We start from the raw sequence: 18,861 nt of genomic DNA on the forward strand, positions 1-18,861 counted from the left end.
TTGTTGAAACAGGTGGCATCCAGAAGGTCCGCCAGCCGCACCGCGCGGCTGGTCAAGGCAACCAGCCTTCACTTCGCCACGCAGCACGACCGGCGAACCTTCTGAATGCCATGACGGTTGCGCCACTTGATCAGCGTTGCCTTAAACAGGCCCGCGCGTGTTTGTGTAACCACAATGTCGTCGACAACCCACGCGGTGTTCTGGTCGGTCTCGAAGGCGAGGCGACCGATACCCTCCGCTGAATCGGTGACACCGTGCGACCGATTGCCCAAATGCAGGATGCTGTTGATCCGCAGATCATAGGTTCGCGAGTAAAGGTGATAGAGATACTCGATCGTCAGGGTTTCGTCAGGTGCCCATGTGCGCAGGATTCCGGAAGATCCGCTGGCATCGGATGCGGTGACATTTCCGCCGGCGTCGAGTTCGAGCCTGCCGAAATTTCTTGTGGCACTACCTTGCTCACTGATCCGGAAAAGGAAAGTGCTCGCCGTGTCGGGCGCACGAAGCGTAAAGACAACACGCATCTCACCATCGAGAATTGCAGCAGACCCTGGAAGGTCGAAGACCACACCGCTGAGGCTGACGCCTCTGGGCTTGCTGATATGCAGCGAAGGCGTCCGCATTGGTGATGCCTGCACTGTCGCCTCGATCAGCGGGTGAACAAAACTCGGCTCGCCAACGCCTGGTCCGTCGGTACCGATTGACGTGTTCAGCGGCTTGTCGTTGAAGTTGGCGTTGAGCAACACGGTGGTCGTCGCCCAAACCGGCGCGGTCAGCAGGCAGGATCCCAGCAAGAAGATGTTGACCAGCTTTGTAGCCAATGAACCTTTCAAGGCAGCACCTCTTCACTGGCTGACAGAGCCCTCAGGTGGCACGGGTGATTTCAGAAAGCTCCCCACGAACCGTCGAAGAACACTCGCATCAGTGTCGAACCGGCTTTTCCGCGATCAAGCCATCCGGAAAAGCCGTTCTTCTTTGCAGATCGGCGAAGCACCGAACTGGCGCTGACTACACTTCAAATCCATCCCTGAAAATCAAATCTCCATCCGGGCCACAGAAGGCACCGGCGGCTTTGGCGTCGGGCAGCAGACGAGCTTCAAGCGAGAAGCGGCCGCTGCTTTGCACGCGGTTGGCTTGCAGCTTTGCGTTGATGGCGAATCGCTGGTCGGCGCTTTGAGCAATCGGTGGACTCAAGCTTGCGCTGCCGGAGAAGCGTGGCGCAGCAGAATCCGACTGCGCCGCGCTGACGGTTGTGCAGCCGAGCAGGCACAACGCGGTGATCAGCGCGCGCATCTCAGCGGCCGCCTTCGATAGCACGCAGGCGCGCCTCGACCGCCGCCAAAGCGGTCTTGAGAGCTGCGTTTTCTGCATCCAGCTTTTGATTCAAGCCCTGAATCGCGGCTAGCGCGATTCCGTCGGCATCGACCGTCGAGATCGACTTGCCGTCGCCGCCAAGTCCAAACGCCTGTTTGAAGTCCTCGGCCATCGGCCCGAGGTGGCGGCCTTCGACAGACTCCTTGTAGCTCCATGTGGTCAGCGGCAGGCTGGCCACTTTGCCGAGCACCGCCATCGGGTCGATGGCTTCAAACGCGGTTTTCAAAGTGCGGCTGGAGGCGTTGGTCCAGGTGCCGCCCGTGGTCAGGTGCGCGCCGGATGAAGTGTTGATAAAGCGGCCAGCCGGCATGTCCACCGTGGCTACATTCTTTGTGCCAAAAAATATGCTGGCTGCGCGCACGCCGAACTGGTTGGGTCCGGTTGTCCGGAAGGTCCCGCCGTGACTGCCTCCCCACAGGAAACTACCTTCGTCCCCATTCGAATCGCCAGATCGCGGAACGGTGAAGCAGTCGAAAGTGGTAGCACTATCCCCCGGACGGATTTGAGCGCGACTGCCGCCCGCCCAGCTAAAGTCACCGCCGGCACAATTGCCAATCCCGCCAGACGCGAAACTGTATGTGCCGAAGGCGTCGTTCCCGCTACCCCCGCCGACCGCGCTATAGCCTCCAAATGCCGCGTTATCGATGCCTCCGCTAATGGTGCTGTACCCGCCCGCTGCGTCGTTTGCACGTCCACCGCTGACCGTAGCGAACGGAGAGTTCGTCGGATCGGAGTCGTCGCTTCCTGCATCATTGCCATAGCCACCACCAACCGTCCCGTAGTGGTCGCCCACCTGATTTTCTCTGACCGCACTCACATAGAGCGGGTCACCATGTCGGGCTCCGCCGCCCGAAATCGTCGCCCCGCGCACACCGGTCCGCACACGATTGTCGCTGCTGCCAGCGATGATGTTGACGGTAATGGGTTCGCCAGATCGAAGCTCGGCACTCGGCTCAATGCGCAAGCTGCGTACATTTTGCGTGCGCAGTTCCAGGGGCTCGGCATCGGTCGTGCCAAGGAAATCGCTGGACCCGTTGGTACCCGCGTTGCCGCTGGTATCCCAGCACATGCTTCCCATCGCGGTCTTCGGATCAAACCGGGTCGGTTCGCCCAAGACCACAAAGCCGGATTCGGCTTGCTGAACCTCGGTCTGCAAACGCATGGCCGGGGCAGCGGCCAGATCCATGCCGAAATCGACATCAACGGCAAACTGTCCGTTTTCAACCGCCACGTCATAGAACGTGATTGGACTGGTGATCGATGCACTCTGGCTTTCGCTCAACAGGCTGACGCGAATGTCATAGCTTCCGTTGGCGGGCGCGCCGCCATCGTTCAAGGTGCCGCGATAGGTCCACGGCGCGGCGCTGGCGACACTGGTGACCAGCGAGAGGGCGATGGCGAGATAAATGGTTTTGTTTCGCATGTTTTTCGTGCTCCGTTGATGGGCTTTGCCCAAGGCGGTGATGATGTGAAGTGAATCTCGATTTCGAATGTCGACACGGGCTTTTGAACGTCGTGTCAAACGCCTCAAATGCGCAGCGGGCTCAATCGAAGCCGTTCTCGAAAATCGTGTCGTCCAGTTGGTAGGCGTGCAGGTCCTCGATTACCCAGCGTCCTGACGTGGAGATGGTCGTTCCGGCCGTGATGCGCCCGATGCCTCGGCCCGCGGCAATCCCGCGCCCGATCACTTTCGGAACGCGGTCGACGTAGATGTCGTACTTGCCGGAATCGAGGTGGTAACGAAATTCGAATTGTTGCTCGTTACCCGGAACGTAGCTTGAGAAGACGACACTGCCAGCGGCATCGCAGGTTCGAATATCGCCATTACTCATGAACGTGAGCGATCCGAAATCTGCCGTCGAGCTGCCTTGCTCGTGGATATCGATACTGAAGCTGTCGTTGCCTGGTGGTGGCCGAACGCGCACGCCGATACGCAGCTCTCCGCTGGAAACTTCCACGTTGCGGAGAAATTCGAAGGTCGCGGTCTTGGCTGTTCCGGTAGACGACTGCTGCAGGGCCAGTGCACGCGTCGGGAAATGGCCATCGATTGGCTCCGCAATCAAACTGGAGTGGATGGAAATCGGCTGGCCGGCGCCGGCACCGCCGGTGTCGAGTTGGTAGTCAACCAGCTGCTGGTTGAAATCGGCATCGAGCAGCAGCGGATTGTGTTCGACGCGCACGTCGTCCACGACCCAGTTTTCGGCGGTGTTGCCGGTCAGGCCGAACTCAAGCGCGGCGATGCCTTGCTCGGGAATGGGAACTATGTGCTTGACGCCGGGAAGACGAATTTTGTCGTCGATGTAGATGTCGTAAGTGCCTGCAGCCAGCTGATACACCAGGTCAATTCGGTAAGTCGTGTCCGGTGCATAGTCGAAAAAATCGGTGTTGCCGTTGAGTTCATGCAGGGTCCTTATCTTGCCCGCCGAGGTGAATTCGACGCCGCCGAACAAGAAGGATGTAGTGGTCCGCTTGAGCGTTCGCATGCGAAATGTGTCGAGCACGGGCGGGGTATGAACGGTGAAGCCGACTTTCAGTTCACCGTTGCGCGCTTCGGCGCCGCCCAGCAACTCGAAGCGGGCCGTTTTCTCGGTTGTGATGGTGGTCTGGCTGAAATGCAGCGAAGGGGTTGCCAGCGGCGCGGCGCGAACGATCACGCTCAGGCCGGGAGTGATTGCAGTCGGCTCACCGAAGATCGCTCCTCCGGTACCAAGTGGAGCGTTCAGCTGCTTGTCGTTGAAGTCGGCTTTGAGCAGTAGCTTGCGGGTGTGCGCGCTGAAGACGTCATCGACGACCCACGAGGAAGTTTGATTGGTTGCCAGGGCCAGTCGACCGATACCGACGCCCGGAGTGGTCACCCCGTGCGGCCGGTTGGCCAGCAAGAGCACATTGTCGATACGCAGATCGTAAGTCCCTGCATCCGTATGGTAGATGTACTCGACCTTGAGGGTCTGGTTCGGCACATAGGTGGCGAGATAGCCGGTGAAGCCGGCGTCATCCGTTGCGTGGATATTTCCGGTGCCGGTGAAATTGAGTATTCCGAACTTGCGTACCGAGTTGGCTGGCTCGCTGACCCAGGAGCGAAAATCGCCCAAAGTGGAAGGCGAACGCACGGTGTAGGCGATACGCAGGTCGCCATCGCGAATGGACTGCTGGCCGGGAAGTTCGAAGACGACGGCTTCCAGATTGGCGCCGGTGAGATGCTTGATGTGGAGCGAAGGGGTAGCCAGCGGCCCTGCGACCACTCTTGCTTGAAGCTGTGGGTGTACAAAGATTGGCTCGCGTACGTTCGGCCCGCCGGTGCCCACCGCGGCGTTCAGCGTTTTGTCGTTGAAGTTGGCGTCGAGCAGGATGTTTGTGCTCGCCAAGCCGGGCGCTGCCGCGAGGCAAAACCCGAGCAGCGATATCCAGATCAGTCCCCTGGCGAAGGAACTTTTCATTGCAACACCCCTCGAACCTGTCAGTAGAGCAATCAGGTTGCCGGGGCTGGCGGGAAAAGTTCTCCGGAAGGTGTCAGGAAGTTGTCAAGAAACTATCAAGATGAGGCGGGGCGGGGCTTTGTGGGCTGATTTGCGCGCTCCGAACAGAGTCGCGATTACTGAAAGGCAGCGCTTGGTGTGGCAAGAATGCCGCCGAGATTCGCCGAATCGAGTTGTTTGATCGATGCATTTCCGGGCGACGAACCGGTTTTCGTGCGCGTCACCTCGGCAAGTTGGGCAAGCAGTCCGAAGCCCTCGCTGGCGGCGATTTTCGAAAGACGCAGCAGACGTTCGTCGCGTTCATCGCCATTGGCCAGTCCGGCGAGAATCCATTCGGCCTGGAGCTGTTGGGCACGATTGCCCGATTGCAGCACCGGTTCGCGGACGCGATCCATGATCGATTCTGCAGACTCTTTGTTGCCAGCGGCCAACGCCGTTTCGGCACCAATCAAGGCGGCAAACTGCGCGTCACGGTCTTCACCGAGTCGGCTGAATTCACCTTCAATCGCCTCCAGCCTCACGCGCAGGCGATCCGAACCTGGCGATTTGCGCAACTCGATGCGCAACAGCAGAGAATCTGTCGCCAGCACCCAAGCACGCGCGCCCGCCTGTTCACGCAGATTGCGTGCCTGTTGGTACTGTTTCACTGCGCCAGCCGCATCGCCGGCGACCTCCGCCACCCGCGCCGAGGCGGCGAGCACGGCCGCCCGGCGCATCGGCGAACCTTGATCGGCAAATTGATCGACTTCAGCGAGAGCCGTCGCCGCACGTTCCGCATGACCGCGAAGCAGTTCCAGTTCGGCGCGTGATGCGCTCACTTGCAAGGCGAAGTCGATTGCGTCAGCGCCGATCAGTACGGCAAAGGCTTCGTCGAAATGGGTGATCGCGGCATCGAGTTCACCGAGTTCGCGCTCGACGATGCCAAGGTTGAAGACGGCGCGTCCGACCTCGATCGCCGAACCCGATTTCCGCTGACGTTCGAGCACCTGTGCGTGCGCTTCTCGCGCCTGTCGATTGCGCCCGCGGCGCGCGGCGACAGCCGCCACGCTGGATAGCGCCGCAGTCTCTCCGCGCGGATCTTCACCATCGCGAAACAGCGTTGCGCTGCGTGAGAACGACGTTTCGGCCTCGTCGAGGCGACCGAGTTGGACGAGCAGAACACCGCGGTTGAGCGATGCAATCGCTTCGCGCTTCGGATCGCCGGTGCGGTTGGCGATTTCAATCGCCTGATCGAGCGTGTGGCGTGCCACATCAAGCGTGCCAGCCTTGGTGTAAGCAAAGCCAAGTGCCGTATTGATATCGATCAGCAGCTCAGGCTCGGCGGCTTTCTCCGCTGCCTTCAGCAAGGTCTGCATGCGTTCGCCTGCTTGCGCGGTCTTGCCGCGATCAAGATCGAGCTGGGCGGACTCGAGTTCGGCGCGACGTTGTTGACCATGCCGACCCTGTACGGCAAAGCCGCTGATCGCTGTCGCGAACGCGCGCTCGGCAAGTGCAATGTCGGCGCGCTCCCTGGCGATCGTGCCGGCGAGCAGGGCGAGATCCGGCGTGGCGATGGCAATGTAAGGTTGCAGCGCAAGCAAGCTCTGTTCACTCTGGCCGCGGTTCTGGTCGATCGCGCTGCGCAATTGCCACGCCACGACAAAGGTTTTTGCAGGAAAGTGGTCCGGTGTGTCGAAAATCGGCTGCAGCAAGGCCAGTGCGTCGTCAGGTTTTTCCTGACCAATCGCCAACCTCGCTTTCGGCACACGCAGCGCCACATCGACAATCCAGGGCGCACGCGCAGCCAGTTCCGCCAGCGTGGCTTGCGCCGCCTGCCATTGACGCGCATGTAATTGCCAGTCGATCAAGGCGATCGTGTTGCCGACATCTTCCGGGACGAGGTGATGATAGGCGCGCAGGGCGGCCATGGCTTCCGTGTTTGCGTCGGACAAGTCGGCTCGCTGCGCATCAAGCAACAGATGCGCAGGTGTCGAATGCCCGAGCGTATCCGATGCGGGGTTGCTCAGCAGCGCGATCGCCGAAGTCCAGTCACCGGCGCGCCGATCCGCACGTGCCTGCAACAGGCGCAAGGACATCGGCGCAGCGAGATCCGTGAGGGCCAGACGAAAACCCGCGCGAGCCCGTTCAACTTCATCCCGATCCAGCGCCAACGAAGCATTGGCCAGCGACTCAAGTGCCGCACTGTCACTCGGCCAACCCGATTTGGAACCAGTGCGAGGCGACAACTGCAAAGCAGCGCGGACGGCCGTGGTCAAAACATTGTTGCGCGATGCAAAATCGCCGGTCGCCGCGTCACCTTGTTGCAGCAAGGTGTTGTCACCAGCGTAAAGACTCCATGCTCCCGATGTTGCGATGCGAATCTGCATCGGCCCATTTGTCGACTTGCCCAGCGCGGAAACCAAGCCCGGATCCAGCACGATCACGTCTTCATCGGCGCGCAATCGCAATCGCAACAACGCTGCTTCCGCAGCGCGTTCGGGAGCGCCCGTGATCGCAACAATCGGGCGAGTTCCGGGGGCGGTCGTCGTTGTATTGCCTGCCTCGCCGCGCGAGCGCATCAAGAGAGCCGATGTACCCACCAATCCAACGGCCAACAGGATCCCGGCGGCGATCATCCACCGGTGATGCGGGTGCGTGAGAGGTTTCGGCCTCCGGTCTGGTTCACTCGGCGAGAAGGACGCCTCGGTTCGCAATTTCTGGTGATCGTCGGCGTCGACGGGCGCGGCGGCTGGTGAGGGCGAGAGGCGCACAATCGGTGCGATGAACGCGTAGCCACGGCGATGTCGGGTTTCTATGAAACGCGGATTCTGTGCATCGTCGCCCAGTGCCTGGCGCAGTTCACTCAGCGTTTGCGGAATCACATTGATGGAGAGCGCATGGTGCCCCCACAGTGCATCCATCAAGGCATCGCGCGTGACAACGGCGGGAGCGGCTTCGATCAGATGTTGCAACATGCGTAGCGGTTGCGGACGCAGCGTGATCGGACCGGCCGGCCCGAGCAGCAACTCCCGCTCGGTGTCGAGCTCGAATTCGGCAAACTGATAGCGCATCGCGCGGTGCTTTCATGTGTTGATCGGGGCTTTCCGCAGCCTAGCAGATCGGCTCCGTGCGTCGCGCAAGTTCATGCAGTGAAGTGTGAATCTGACGCGCCAACGACAACCCGGCTGTTGTATCGTTGCGACCACGATGCCGATCCCTTGACGCTGATGACTGATGCCCGTTCAAGCACGTTGAGTCGCCGCGACTTTCGCACCTTGGCGCTCGCCGCGCTCGGCGGTGCACTGGAGTTTTACGATTTCATCATCTTCGTGTTTTTCACGGCCGTGATCGCGAAGCTGTTTTTCCCTCCCGATATGCCGGAGTGGCTGCGCCAGCTGCAGACCTTCGGCATTTTCGCTGCCGGCTATCTGGCCCGGCCGCTTGGCGGCATTGTCATGGCCCATTTCGGCGACCGCATGGGGCGCAAGCGCATGTTCATGCTCAGCGTTTTGCTGATGGCGGTGCCGACCTTGCTCATGGGCTTGTTGCCGACCTACGCCGTGATCGGCATTTCCGCGCCGCTGCTGCTGCTGTTGTTACGCGTGCTGCAAGGTGCGGCCGTCGGCGGTGAAGTGCCCGGCGCGTGGGTTTTTGTTTCAGAACATGTGCCGGAATCGCGGATCGGCTTTGCTTGCGGAACGCTGACTGCGGGCCTGACTTTCGGCATCCTGCTCGGTTCACTGGTTGCCAGCTGGATCAATACCACCTGGAGCAGCGAGGAAATACTCGCCTGGGCGTGGCGCTTGCCGTTCATCATCGGTGGTCTGTTCGGTTTGCTTGCCGTCTGGTTGCGTCGCTATCTCGAAGAGACGCCGGTCTTCGAAGAGATGCGTCGGCGTCGCGAGCTGGTCAAGGGCCTGCCGCTGAAAGTGGTGCTGCAAGGGCATTGGGGCGCTGTCATCCGATCGATGCTGATTACCTGGATGCTCACCGCCGGCATCGTCGTGGTCATTCTGATGACGCCAACCCTGGTGCAAAGCCTGTTTGGCATTGCGCCGACAGTCGCGGCCAATGCAAGTTCACTGGCGACGTTTTCCCTATGCGTCGGCTGCGTGATGTTTGGAATTGCCGCGGATCGTTTCGGTGTTGAGCGGGTACTCGTTTTCGGTGCCGCGGGCCTCGTCATCGCCACCGCCGGACTCTACCAATCACTGGCTGTCGCACCCGAGTATTTCACGCTTGCCTACACGATCACCGGCTTGTTTGTCGGCGTCACCGGAGCGATTCCGAGCTTGATGGTTCGCGCCTTCCCGGCAGCGATTCGCTTTTCCGGGATCTCATTTGCCTACAACGTCGCCTATGCGATTCTGGGAGGGCTGACTCCGCTGGTGGTCAGTTTGTGGATTCGCGGCGGCGAACCCTTCGCACCGGTCTACTATGTGACGATTGCCAGCGTTGCCGGTGCCGTTGCTGCAATCTGGGCGACAAGAGTGCGGACAACGTTGCCAATGGCCAAGTAGTCATGCTCTGCGCATAATCTGCAGATGAGCAACGATCAAAGCAAACGCGACGCCATCATCATCGGCGGCGGCCACAATGGTCTCGTCTGTGCAAACTATCTGGCCAAAGCTGGATTGAAAGTGACCGTGCTGGAACGCCGCGATGTGGTGGGCGGAGCGGCAGTCACCGAGGAGTTCCATCCCGGATTCCGCAATTCGGTGGCGGCCTACACGGTTTCACTGCTGCAACCGAAGGTAATTCAGGATCTGGATCTGCATGCGCATGGTTTGCGCATCGTCGAACGCAAGCTCGGCAACTTCCTGCCCTTGCCTGATGGCGATTCCTTGCGTGTCGGTGGCGGAATCACCCAGGCCGAGGTTGCAAGGTTCTCGAAACGGGATGCCGAACGTCTGCCCGAATACGAGCAACGTCTCGAAGCCATTGCCGATGTGCTGCGCGCGCTGGCGATGCAGCCACCGCCAAATATCACCGATGGTGGCTGGTGGAAGGCGATTCCGGAACTGGTTCGCGCCGGCAAGCTCGGCAAGCGTCTGCACAAGCTCGATGTCGGACTGCGCCAGGAGTTGCTCGATCTGTTCACGATCTCGGCAGCGGAGTATCTCGATCGCTGGTTTGAGAGTGAGCCGATCAAGGCCGTGCTCGGATTCGATGGCATCGTCGGCAACTATGCGAGTCCGTACACGCCGGGTAGTGCCTATGTATTGCTGCATCACGTCTTCGGCGAGGTCAATGGGGTCAAGGGCGCCTGGGGTCACGCCATCGGCGGCATGGGTGCGATCACCCAGGCCATGGCCAGGGCGGCGGAGGCGGCAGGCGTCGATATCCGCACTGGCTGTGGTGTGCGTGAAGTCATCGTCGAAAACGGTCGGGCGGTCGGCGTCGTCACCGAGACCAGCGACATCCTGCATGCACGAGCGATCGTCGCCAACGTCAATCCGAAACTGCTCTATGAGCGCTTGATGTCACCTTCTGTCGTGCCGGCGCCGACGCGCGAACGCATGACCAACTGGCGTTGCGCCTCGGGTACGTTCCGCATGAATGTAGCGCTGTCAGGGTTGCCGGATTTCACTGCCTTGCCGGGGCCGGGCGATCATCTGACCGCCGGCATCATCATGGCGCCGAGCATCGCCTACATGGATCGTGCCTATCAGGATGCGGTCGCGACGGGATGGTCACGAGAGCCTGTCGTCGAGATGCTGATTCCATCGACCCTCGATGACAGTCTCGTTCCGCAAGGGCAGCACGTTGCCAGTTTGTTCTGTCAGCACGTTGCGCCGGAATTGTCTGGCGGTCGAAGCTGGGACGATCATCGTGATGAAGTCGCCGATCTGATGATCGCAACCGTCGACGGATTTGCCCCGGGATTCAAGAACCTCGTGATCGGACGTCAGGCGCTGACGCCGCTCGATCTCGAGCGTACGTTCGGCCTGATTGGTGGTGACATCTTCCATGGCGCATTGAGTCTCAACCAGTTGTTCAGCGCGCGGCCGATGCTTGGCCAGGCCGACTATCGCGGTGCTCTGCCGGGTCTTTATCTGTGCGGCGCGGGAACCCACCCCGGTGGTGGCGTGACCGGTGCGCCCGGTCACAACGCCTCGCGCGTGATCAAGGCCGATCTGAGCTGAATTCGCGTGTTTTCATGTTTGACCACGCATCACTGATTGCGAGATCGGTCGCAACAGTCCATCGTGGTTGGCTTCGTCGTCAGGTACTGGAGGTTTCATGGCTCATGTTCACGCTCCCGGTCTCGTTTTGCGCATGGATCCCGATGAATTGATCAAGCAAGGGGCAACTTGCAGTTGCGCGGAGCATGAAGCGGTTCACGCCCAGCACTATTTCGTTTGTATCGAGGCCAGTGCCAGCGACGGGCTATGGGTGCCGTTGTTCAACGGCCCGCGCATGGGCACGAAGGAATTGCCGAACGAATCACGGACCGGTGATCCACGCTGGGTCGGAACCTCCTCGCACTACAGCCCCGAGCAGATCTGGCGGGCAACCCACAAGGCCGCTCAGCGTGCCGCGGCCGCAGCCCACGATTCCTCATCGGGCAAGTTGCCGAATCGGATCAAGACCGAATTTCTTCCAGCGGCCACTGATTTCACTCCACCGCCAGCGGCTGTCTGAGCGCAACGGGAATCAATACCGCAGAGTGTTGACTGCCGCAGATCACAATTGTTTTCTCGTTTCGAGCCCTTTGGTTGCAACGCGTTGCTACCCTTGGCCGGGCTCGACAGCCAATCCGTTCAGGAAGCTACTGGCCGTTGTGTGAAAGGATCCATGTTCTGAGTCGGCTCCACGGGCTGTCACGCTTTGCCGTTTGAACTGCGTTGCCCTGGGTGCATCCAAGCGCCACGGAATTACGTATGGGTAGTTTCATACCCATCGGAGTATGGGGCTGGCTTCAACTACCGGGGAACACCATGGAAATCAAGAGAACGCTATTCGTCGTCAGCTTGCTGACGGCACTTTCGGCATGCGCCACCACTTCGCGGCCGGATCTTGGCGATGCGCCGACGAATCGCTCAGTTGAGCCCGCGCAAATCGCAGAAAACGCTGAACCGTCACCTGCAGCTGCCGAGCCAGTGGCCGACCAGCCGCAACCGGCGCAGACCGTTGAATCAGCCGCCCAGGTTGCTCAGCCGGCTGCAGCGGCTGCCGTCGACAAGCCCGCAGCGGTGATGGATGAGCCGCCGCAGGCAGTCGTGGTCGCAGAACCTGTGCAAGCACCAAAGGTGGTGAAAGCCATCAAACCCGTGCAAAGCAAGCCGCCGGCTGCAACGCCTCGTGAGATGCCCAAGCCAGTCCCTGACGCTGCGCCATCGGCACCTTCAGTTGCCGAAGCAAGCGACGCGCCTGATGCAAGCAGAAATCGTATCGAAGGAAGCCTTGAGTTGATCGCAGGCAGCGGCCAGACACTGAGCGCTGACGAGATGAGTCAGGCCGTAGTTTATTTTGTTCCGGATTCGTCCGCAGGCAACTCGAAACCCGGTCACTACCGCATCTACACGCACAACAAGGAGTTCGAGCCGGCATCCATGGTCATTCCGCTCGGCAGCACGATCAGCTTTCCGAATCAGGATGAGATTCTGCACAATGTTTTTTCAGTCTCACCGCAGTCGAGCTTCGACCTGGGCATCTACGGTGAAGGCAAGTCAGCCGACTACACGTTCAAGAAGACAGGATTGGTCCTGATCAACTGCAATGTGCATCAATCAATGCAGGCCAATGTGCTGGTAGTGAACACTTCCTACATTGCCAGCCCCGACACGCAGGGCCGGTTCGCGCTGGACAACTTGCCTGCCGGTGGCGGCAAGCTGGCGATCTGGCATCCGCGCGGCAACGTTCAGGAGCAAAGTGTGAGCGTGCCACTGGCGAAGTCGGTTGCACTGCGCATGGTGCTGACCAAGCCGCGTATCACCGAACACCTCAACAAGGAAAACAAGGCCTACCGCTAGCAGTCCGTCCGAGTCTGTCGGTTCAGCCAGGCATGTGGCGGGACGAGACAGTTCTCTGACGATTTGCAAGCCCCTTGGCGTTCCATGGGGCAAAACGCGGCGGGAATATGCACCGTACAGATGGATTCGCAGGCCAACCGGCAACCCTTGCGGGCTGCCAGGCTGCGTGGGAGAAGCATCATGAGTATCCAGAAACGAGCGTTGTGGACGGCGCTGTTGCTGATTGTTGCAGTCAGCGCCGCTGGCGTGGCTGCAACCTGGTGGCAGGATCGCGATATCACGCGCCTGATTGACAGACATGCCTTGCAGTCGATGCAATCGATCCAGCATTTCGCCGAAGGCTCCAGACAGCGTGAGCTGGAATTGAAGTCGGCCATCCTGGCAAGCAATCCTGGCTTTGTGGGCTACGTGTCACAGGCCTTGTCGATCGGCGCAGAACCTGGCGGCATTGTCGATGCCGCGTCCATACGCGATCTGCTCGAAGCACGTCGGCAGCAATACAATTTCGACGTGGCTGCCGTTCTTGATCCGCGCGGCAAGACGGTTGTCATGCTGGGTGAATCGCTAAGAACGCAACAGGATTTTTCATCGACACCGTTGATGGCCAAGGTGCGCGCGAGCTCGCAGCCATCGATCGACCTGCTCAGCGAAAGAGGTCATCTGGTTCTGGTTTCGCTGTCGCCGATGGTACGCGGCGACACCATCGAAGCCTACCTGCTGACCGGCGTCAACATCGGCAGTGATTTTGTCGCACCGTTGGCGACAGCGGGCCATGTCGATCTGGCCCTGATCGGGCTCGGCCGTGCTGGCAATTCGGTTGTCGCTTCAACCCTCGACGGTGAAGACAACGCGTTGCTTCTTGAGGCCGTGGAAGCAGAGCCAGCCCTTGCACCCAGTGCGCCGGATGCGACTGAGATGCAGCCGAATCGCGAGTTTGATCTTGAGTTGCAAGGCGGAAAGACGCGGGCTTCCATGACGGCATTGTTCGGAGCGACTTCCAGCGGTTTGCTGGTGAGTGTCGTCCCGCTAGAGCAACGAATTGTCAGTACCGGCGCAATCCGCACACCGATGCTGATTGCGGGCGCGTTTGTCCTGATCGTGCTGTTGCTGGTGACCTGGTTGATTCGGCGCCGATTCGTGCGTCCACTTTCGCATTTGATTGACATGTCGGATCGCGTTTTGCGTGGAGATGTTCAAGTAGTGGCCAGAGATATCGGTGCCAGCGATATCTCCAGGATAGCCGTAGCCTTCAACCAGGCATTGGCCGGTCTGCGCGGCTACAAGGAAGCAATCGAGAAGCGCGAAGCCGGCAAATAGTCGGAAGCGCTCACGATCGATGCTGAATCCCGCACATTGCACACAAACAGGAAAGAGATAACTTCAATGAAATCTGTCAAACGATTCACGGGCCCGGGAGTGGCCGCGCTGATGCTTTTCATGGCCCTGGGCGAGAGTGTGCATGCGCAGGATGAGACAACGCAGGAACCATCACCTGCCGAGCTGGCCCAGCCGGATACGAGCATGGCCGGAAGCGACAAACTGCTGTTGACCGGTGGCGTCAGTCAGCTTGAAGGGGCGGCAGGCGGCGGGCTGACACCCTGGGCCGTGATCGGCGGCTACGGTACCGGCGATCAGATCGGTGGCAATGCGTTCTACACGCGAGTCAATGTGCAGGACTATCACCTCGATGGCGCGGGCATGCTGATCGGATTTCTCGATCGGATCGAGTTGTCGATTGCCCAGCAGCGATTTGATACCGAGCTTGTGGGCGAAGCACTCGGGCTCGGCCGTGGTTTTACCTTCCGTCAGAACATCGTCGGTCTAAAGATCAAGCTGGCAGGCGATGCGGTGCTCGAGCAGGATTCGTGGATGCCCCAGTTCGCGGTCGGATTGCAGTACAAGAAGAATGACCGGGGTGCGGTGCTCGATGCGATTGGCGCGAAAGATGATCAGGGTATCGATTTCTATGCAAGCGCAACGAAGCTGTATTTGAGCCAAAGTATCCTTGCCAATATCACGTTGCGTTTCACCAAGGCAAACCAGATCGGTATCCTCGGTTTCGGTGGCGATCGCAACAACAGCTATGAGCCGCAACTGGAGGGATCCATCGCCTGGCTGTTGAATCGCAAGCTGGCGATCGGTGCCGAATACCGCATGAAGCCGAACAACCTGGGCATTGCCGAGGAGGATGACTGGTTCGATGCTTTTATCGCCTGGGCGCCAACCAAACATGTTTCGTTGACCCTGGCGTATGCCGATCTCGGCAATATCGTGATCAAGGATAACCAGCGCGGGCCGTATCTCTCGGTGCAGGTTGGATTCTGAACTCTTCAATGGAGAACTACGTGAAAACCATTTACAAGCTCGCAACCCGACTCTCCCTGATGGTCCTGATCGGCGTCGCTGTTGTCGCGCCAATACATGCCGCCGAGAATCCGGCACCCGCCGATCCTTCGCTGCTTCCAGTGTTCGAGCAATTTGGCGGCAAGCCGGGCCTGGATGCCTTGATGGAGGATTTCATGATCAAGTTGATTGAGGATCCACGCACGCGAAACTACTTTGCCGAAGTGGACCAGAAGCACGTCAAGGCCATGCTCGCGGAACAGTTTTGCGTGATTCTCGGCGGGCCGTGCACCTACACCGGCAAGGACATGAAGGAGACCCACGCCAAGCTTTCGATCAATGAGGGTGGATTCAACGCCCTCGTCGAGGATCTGCAACTGGCCATGGACATGCACAAGATTCCATTCCGTGCGCAGAACAAGCTGCTCGGCAAGCTCGCGCCGATGCACCGTGAGGTCGTCACGCTGCCCTGATCGCAGGGGCGGTGCGAATCGCAACGGGGGTGTGGCGGATTCCGGCGCTGCTCGCCAACGTGGATTACCCGAGCCGTACGGAATCCATGGTCGGTTTCGTGCTGATCGATGGGTCCTCCTCGTTCATCTGCCTGGAGAGGGGCCATGGCCCGGGCGGTCCTGACCGCGGATCGCGGCCTCGGCGAGCCTGCCTGCAGACCGGGTTTTGGTCTGAAAAGCCGGGGTTGCCGCTTGATTTCATGTGGGCCGGGTCGCAGCAAAGACGATTGGTGGCAGTGTAAGATGCCAGCAAGCCGGGTTGATCCGGTGCAGGGAGGTGCTCATGAGCGGCGTAGATTTCACCTCGTTCCTCAAGTTGATGGTACACAAGAAGGCATCCGATCTTTTCATTACGGCCGGTGTTGCGCCGTCAATGAAGGTTCACGGTCGTATCTCGCCAATCACGCAGAATGCGCTGACGCCGCAACAGGCGCGCGACATGGTGCTCAACGTGATGACGCCCTCGCAGCGCGAGGAGTTCGAAAAGACGCACGAATGCCAGTTCGCCATCGCCGTTACCGGCGTTGGTCGCTTCCGTGTCTCGTGCTTCTACCAGCGTAATTGCGTCGGCATGGTCCTGCGTCGAATCGAGACGCGCATTCCGACCGTCGATGAATTGAATTTGCCGCCGATCATCAAGACTCTGGCGATGACCAAGCGCGGCATCATCATCTTCGTCGGCGCAACCGGTACCGGCAAGTCGACCTCGCTGGCAGCGATGCTCGGATACCGCAATCTGAACTCGACCGGTCACATCATCACCATCGAGGATCCGATCGAGTACGTGCACAAGCACGAAGGCTGCATCATCACCCAGCGTGAGCTCGGCATCGATACCGACTCCTGGGAGAACGCGCTGAAGAACACGCTGCGTCAGGCGCCGGATGTGATCATGATCGGCGAGGTGCGCACGCGTGAGACGATGGAGCATGCGATCAACTTCTCGGAAACCGGCCATCTGTGCCTGTGTACCCTGCATGCGAATAACGCCAACCAGGCCATGGATCGCATCATCCATTTCTTCGCCGAGGATCGTCGTGCGCAGTTGTTCATGGATTTGTCCCTGAACCTCAAGGGTGTGGTTGCCCAGCAGCTCATTCCGACGCCGGATGGAAAATCAAGACGCGTTGCGATCGAGGTGCTGCTCGGCACGCCGCTGGTCCAGGATTACATCCGCCAGGGCGATATCCACAAGCTCAAGGATGTCATGAAGGAGTCGACCAACCTCGGTATGAAGACCTTCGACCAGGCCTTGTTCGAGCTCTATCAGGCCGGCGAGATTTCCTACGAGGATGCTTTGCGCCACGCCGATTCGACCAACGAAGTCCGCCTCAAGATCAAACTCGCCCAGGGTGGTGATGCACATACCCTGTCGCAAGGACTGGATGGCGTCGAGCTCAGCGAAACCACTTGAGTCCGGCAGCGGCAGCCTGATCCATGTCCGAAAATATCAACGATGCGCAGCTCGCCAAGCTGCGTAGGATATGGAGTGCGCTTGGGCACGATGATCCCCTGTGGGCCGTGCTGTCGCATCCGGACAAGCGCGGCCGGCGCTGGAACACCGAGGCGTTCCTGGCCACCGGAAAAGCGGAGATCGATACCCAACTGGACCAGCTTGCGGCAAGCGGATTTCCACGCGAGCGCGGCCTGGCGATCGACTTCGGATGTGGTGCCGGACGTCTGACGCGCGCGCTCGCAGCGCATTTCGACCACGTGCTTGGCATCGATGTATCGCCGAGCATGATCGCCGCCGCCAATCAGCTGAACGCCGATATCGCAAATATCGAATTCCGCGAAAACGCCTCCACTGATCTCGCCGACATCGCTGATGCGAGCGTCGATTTCGTTTTCTCGCACATCACCTTGCAGCACATTCCGACGCCGCTGGCGATTGCTTATGCTGACGAATTCCTGCGCATCCTCGCGCCGGGCGGCGTGGCCGTGTTCCAGTTCGTTGATGGTTGTGACGAGACTTGGCGCGGTCGATTGTTCGGTCTGGTCTCCAACCGCTGGCTCAATCCGCTGCGGCGGTTGCTGTGGCGGCGCCGCGAAGTATTCGAGATGCATGAGCTTCCCGAGCGCGTGTTGCACGGGCGGCTTGCCGCCTATCCAGCCCTCAAGCTGCTTGCTGCTGTCGATGATGATGGCGCGGGTCCAGGCTGGCGGGGGCGGCGCTGGAGTGTCGTCAATTGCGACCAGGCACCGCTTCGAATCGAGTGCGCTGGATTCCACTTGTTTGTTGATCCGGGCGACCAGCACATCGGCGCTCCGATTGCCGAAGGCATCGAGCATGACCCGCATGTCGCCGCCGTAATGCGTGAACGCCTGGGTACTGGCGATGTCGTGCTCGATGTGGGCGCGAACATCGGCAGTCTGACGATGCTTGCCGCCTCCCTGGTCGGCCCAGCTGGTCGCGTCATTGCGATCGAGCCGATGGCGCGCAATCGACAGCTGATCGACAAGGCGGCACGTGTCAATGGGTTCGATTGCATCGAAATCATTGCCGCTGCGGCGAGCGATCACGCTGGAACCGTTGAACTGCGTACTCATTGGCAGACTTCGAACAGTGCAACTCCGGCCGCTTCCGGCAAGCGTTTGCTGGATGCCTCAGGCAACAGCGTATCGGTGCCTGCGGTTTTGCTGGATGAACAGTTGAAAGACCTCGATCGACTTGATCTGGTCAAGATCGACATCTCCGGAATGGAGCCGCTCGCGCTGCGCGGATTCGAGCGCACCCTGACCCGGCTGCGCCCCTGTGTGTTGAGCGAATTCAATCCGTGGGCGATCGAGCGCGCCTCCGATTGCGAGCCCATCGCCTATTTGCGCTGGCTACGCACGATCTATCCCTCGATCACTCTGCTGCACCGAGACGGCAGACGGGATTCTCACCGTGAACCGGAAGCCATCATGCAGGTCTGGCGTGATGCCAACACGCTGGCTGGACTCGATGGTCGGCTGCATCTTGATCTGATGCTTGGAGACTAGGGCAACGCTGATCAAGTGGCCCAACCGTCATGGCATTCAGAAGGTTCGCCGGTCGTGCTGCGTGGCGAAGTGAAAGCTGGTTGCCTTGACCAGCCGCGCGGTGCGGCTGGCGGACCTTCTGGATGACACCTGCTTCAACAAAAACAATCGGTTAGGCGACACCTGTCTGCGCGCAGCTCTTTGTTGCGCTGGCTTGAAGCACGGCCAGTGCATCTG

The 18,861-nt window shown here is 59.9% G+C and carries 15 protein-coding genes; 9 read left to right on the forward strand and 6 right to left on the reverse strand.

Going from position 1 to position 18,861, the window contains the following annotated elements; all coding sequences use genetic code 11:
- Nucleotides 1–68: 68 nt before the first annotated feature.
- The 5 genes from VFN25_RS00345 to VFN25_RS00365 all read right to left on the reverse strand — a co-directional run bounded on the left by VFN25_RS00345 (nt 69) and on the right by VFN25_RS00365 (nt 7,900).
- Nucleotides 69–821 (reverse strand): hypothetical protein, encoded by a 753-nt coding sequence (locus tag VFN25_RS00345; RefSeq protein ID WP_325137609.1) that lies wholly within the window; start codon nt 819–821, stop codon nt 69–71.
- Nucleotides 822–1,008: 187 nt separating this feature from the next.
- Nucleotides 1,009–1,317, reverse strand: a complete 309-nt coding sequence (locus VFN25_RS00350) for a hypothetical protein (protein WP_325137611.1) — start codon at nt 1,315–1,317, stop codon at nt 1,009–1,011.
- A complete protein-coding gene (locus tag VFN25_RS00355; RefSeq protein WP_325137613.1) occupies nt 1,295–2,797 on the reverse strand; it encodes a tail fiber domain-containing protein in 1,503 nt (500 codons plus the stop codon). Before VFN25_RS00355 ends, VFN25_RS00350 begins: the two co-directional genes overlap by 23 nt.
- Nucleotides 2,798–2,918: 121 nt before the next feature.
- Nucleotides 2,919–4,811, reverse strand: a complete 1,893-nt coding sequence (locus VFN25_RS00360; protein ID WP_325137615.1) for a hypothetical protein — start codon at nt 4,809–4,811, stop codon at nt 2,919–2,921.
- Nucleotides 4,812–4,966: 155 nt separating this feature from the next.
- Entirely contained in the window at nt 4,967–7,900 is a 2,934-nt protein-coding gene (locus VFN25_RS00365) for a tetratricopeptide repeat protein (protein ID WP_325137617.1), read from the reverse strand.
- Between the two features lie 156 nt (nt 7,901–8,056).
- Between VFN25_RS00365 and VFN25_RS00370 the strand changes: the two genes are divergently transcribed.
- The 9 genes from VFN25_RS00370 to VFN25_RS00410 all read left to right on the forward strand — a co-directional run bounded on the left by VFN25_RS00370 (nt 8,057) and on the right by VFN25_RS00410 (nt 18,645).
- Nucleotides 8,057–9,349, forward strand: a complete 1,293-nt coding sequence (locus tag VFN25_RS00370; RefSeq protein WP_325137644.1) for an MFS transporter — start codon at nt 8,057–8,059, stop codon at nt 9,347–9,349.
- Between the two features lie 24 nt (nt 9,350–9,373).
- Nucleotides 9,374–10,975, forward strand: coding sequence for an NAD(P)/FAD-dependent oxidoreductase (locus VFN25_RS00375; RefSeq protein WP_325137619.1), 1,602 nt, complete (start codon nt 9,374–9,376; stop codon nt 10,973–10,975).
- A 97-nt stretch (nt 10,976–11,072) separates the two neighbouring features.
- Nucleotides 11,073–11,474, forward strand: coding sequence for a hypothetical protein (locus VFN25_RS00380; protein WP_325137624.1), 402 nt, complete (start codon nt 11,073–11,075; stop codon nt 11,472–11,474).
- Nucleotides 11,475–11,770: 296 nt separating this feature from the next.
- The gene (locus tag VFN25_RS00385; RefSeq protein ID WP_325137628.1) at nt 11,771–12,805 is read left to right on the forward strand and encodes a hypothetical protein; all 1,035 of its coding nucleotides are present in this window, start codon (nt 11,771–11,773) and stop codon (nt 12,803–12,805) included.
- Nucleotides 12,806–12,985: 180 nt separating this feature from the next.
- Nucleotides 12,986–14,122 carry a hypothetical protein gene (locus VFN25_RS00390; RefSeq protein WP_325137631.1) on the forward strand — a complete coding sequence of 379 codons (1,137 nt, stop codon included), beginning with the start codon at nt 12,986–12,988 and terminating at the stop codon, nt 14,120–14,122.
- 66 nt (nt 14,123–14,188) lie between these two features.
- Nucleotides 14,189–15,130, forward strand: coding sequence for a DUF3034 family protein (locus tag VFN25_RS00395; RefSeq protein WP_325137634.1), 942 nt, complete (start codon nt 14,189–14,191; stop codon nt 15,128–15,130).
- A gap of 20 nt (nt 15,131–15,150) precedes the next feature.
- Entirely contained in the window at nt 15,151–15,621 is a 471-nt protein-coding gene (locus VFN25_RS00400) for a group 1 truncated hemoglobin (protein ID WP_325137635.1), read from the forward strand.
- Between the two features lie 322 nt (nt 15,622–15,943).
- A complete protein-coding gene (locus tag VFN25_RS00405; protein ID WP_325137638.1) occupies nt 15,944–17,074 on the forward strand; it encodes a PilT/PilU family type 4a pilus ATPase in 1,131 nt (376 codons plus the stop codon).
- 23 nt (nt 17,075–17,097) lie between these two features.
- Nucleotides 17,098–18,645 (forward strand): class I SAM-dependent methyltransferase, encoded by a 1,548-nt coding sequence (locus tag VFN25_RS00410; RefSeq protein WP_325137640.1) that lies wholly within the window; start codon nt 17,098–17,100, stop codon nt 18,643–18,645.
- A 36-nt stretch (nt 18,646–18,681) separates the two neighbouring features.
- On the opposite strand, the gene VFN25_RS00415 is transcribed toward VFN25_RS00410, so the two are convergent.
- On the reverse strand, nt 18,682–18,861 hold a 180-nt coding region (locus tag VFN25_RS00415; RefSeq protein ID WP_325137642.1), incomplete at its 5' end, for a hypothetical protein.

The organism is Dokdonella sp. (assembly GCF_035703485.1).
Classification (GTDB): domain Bacteria; phylum Pseudomonadota; class Gammaproteobacteria; order Xanthomonadales; family Rhodanobacteraceae; genus Dokdonella.

Coding starts and splice junctions, on each gene's coding strand:
- VFN25_RS00380 (WP_325137624.1), top strand. CDS start 11,073: ATGGCTCATGTTCACGCTCCCGGTCTCGTTTTGCGCATGGATCCCGAT.
- VFN25_RS00365 (WP_325137617.1), bottom strand. CDS start 7,900: ATGCGCTATCAGTTTGCCGAATTCGAGCTCGACACCGAGCGGGAGTTG.
- VFN25_RS00405 (WP_325137638.1), top strand. CDS start 15,944: ATGAGCGGCGTAGATTTCACCTCGTTCCTCAAGTTGATGGTACACAAG.
- VFN25_RS00355 (WP_325137613.1), bottom strand. CDS start 2,797: ATGCGAAACAAAACCATTTATCTCGCCATCGCCCTCTCGCTGGTCACC.
- VFN25_RS00375 (WP_325137619.1), top strand. CDS start 9,374: ATGAGCAACGATCAAAGCAAACGCGACGCCATCATCATCGGCGGCGGC.
- VFN25_RS00370 (WP_325137644.1), top strand. CDS start 8,057: ATGACTGATGCCCGTTCAAGCACGTTGAGTCGCCGCGACTTTCGCACC.
- VFN25_RS00395 (WP_325137634.1), top strand. CDS start 14,189: ATGAAATCTGTCAAACGATTCACGGGCCCGGGAGTGGCCGCGCTGATG.
- VFN25_RS00410 (WP_325137640.1), top strand. CDS start 17,098: ATGTCCGAAAATATCAACGATGCGCAGCTCGCCAAGCTGCGTAGGATA.
- VFN25_RS00360 (WP_325137615.1), bottom strand. CDS start 4,811: ATGAAAAGTTCCTTCGCCAGGGGACTGATCTGGATATCGCTGCTCGGG.
- VFN25_RS00385 (WP_325137628.1), top strand. CDS start 11,771: ATGGAAATCAAGAGAACGCTATTCGTCGTCAGCTTGCTGACGGCACTT.
- VFN25_RS00390 (WP_325137631.1), top strand. CDS start 12,986: ATGAGTATCCAGAAACGAGCGTTGTGGACGGCGCTGTTGCTGATTGTT.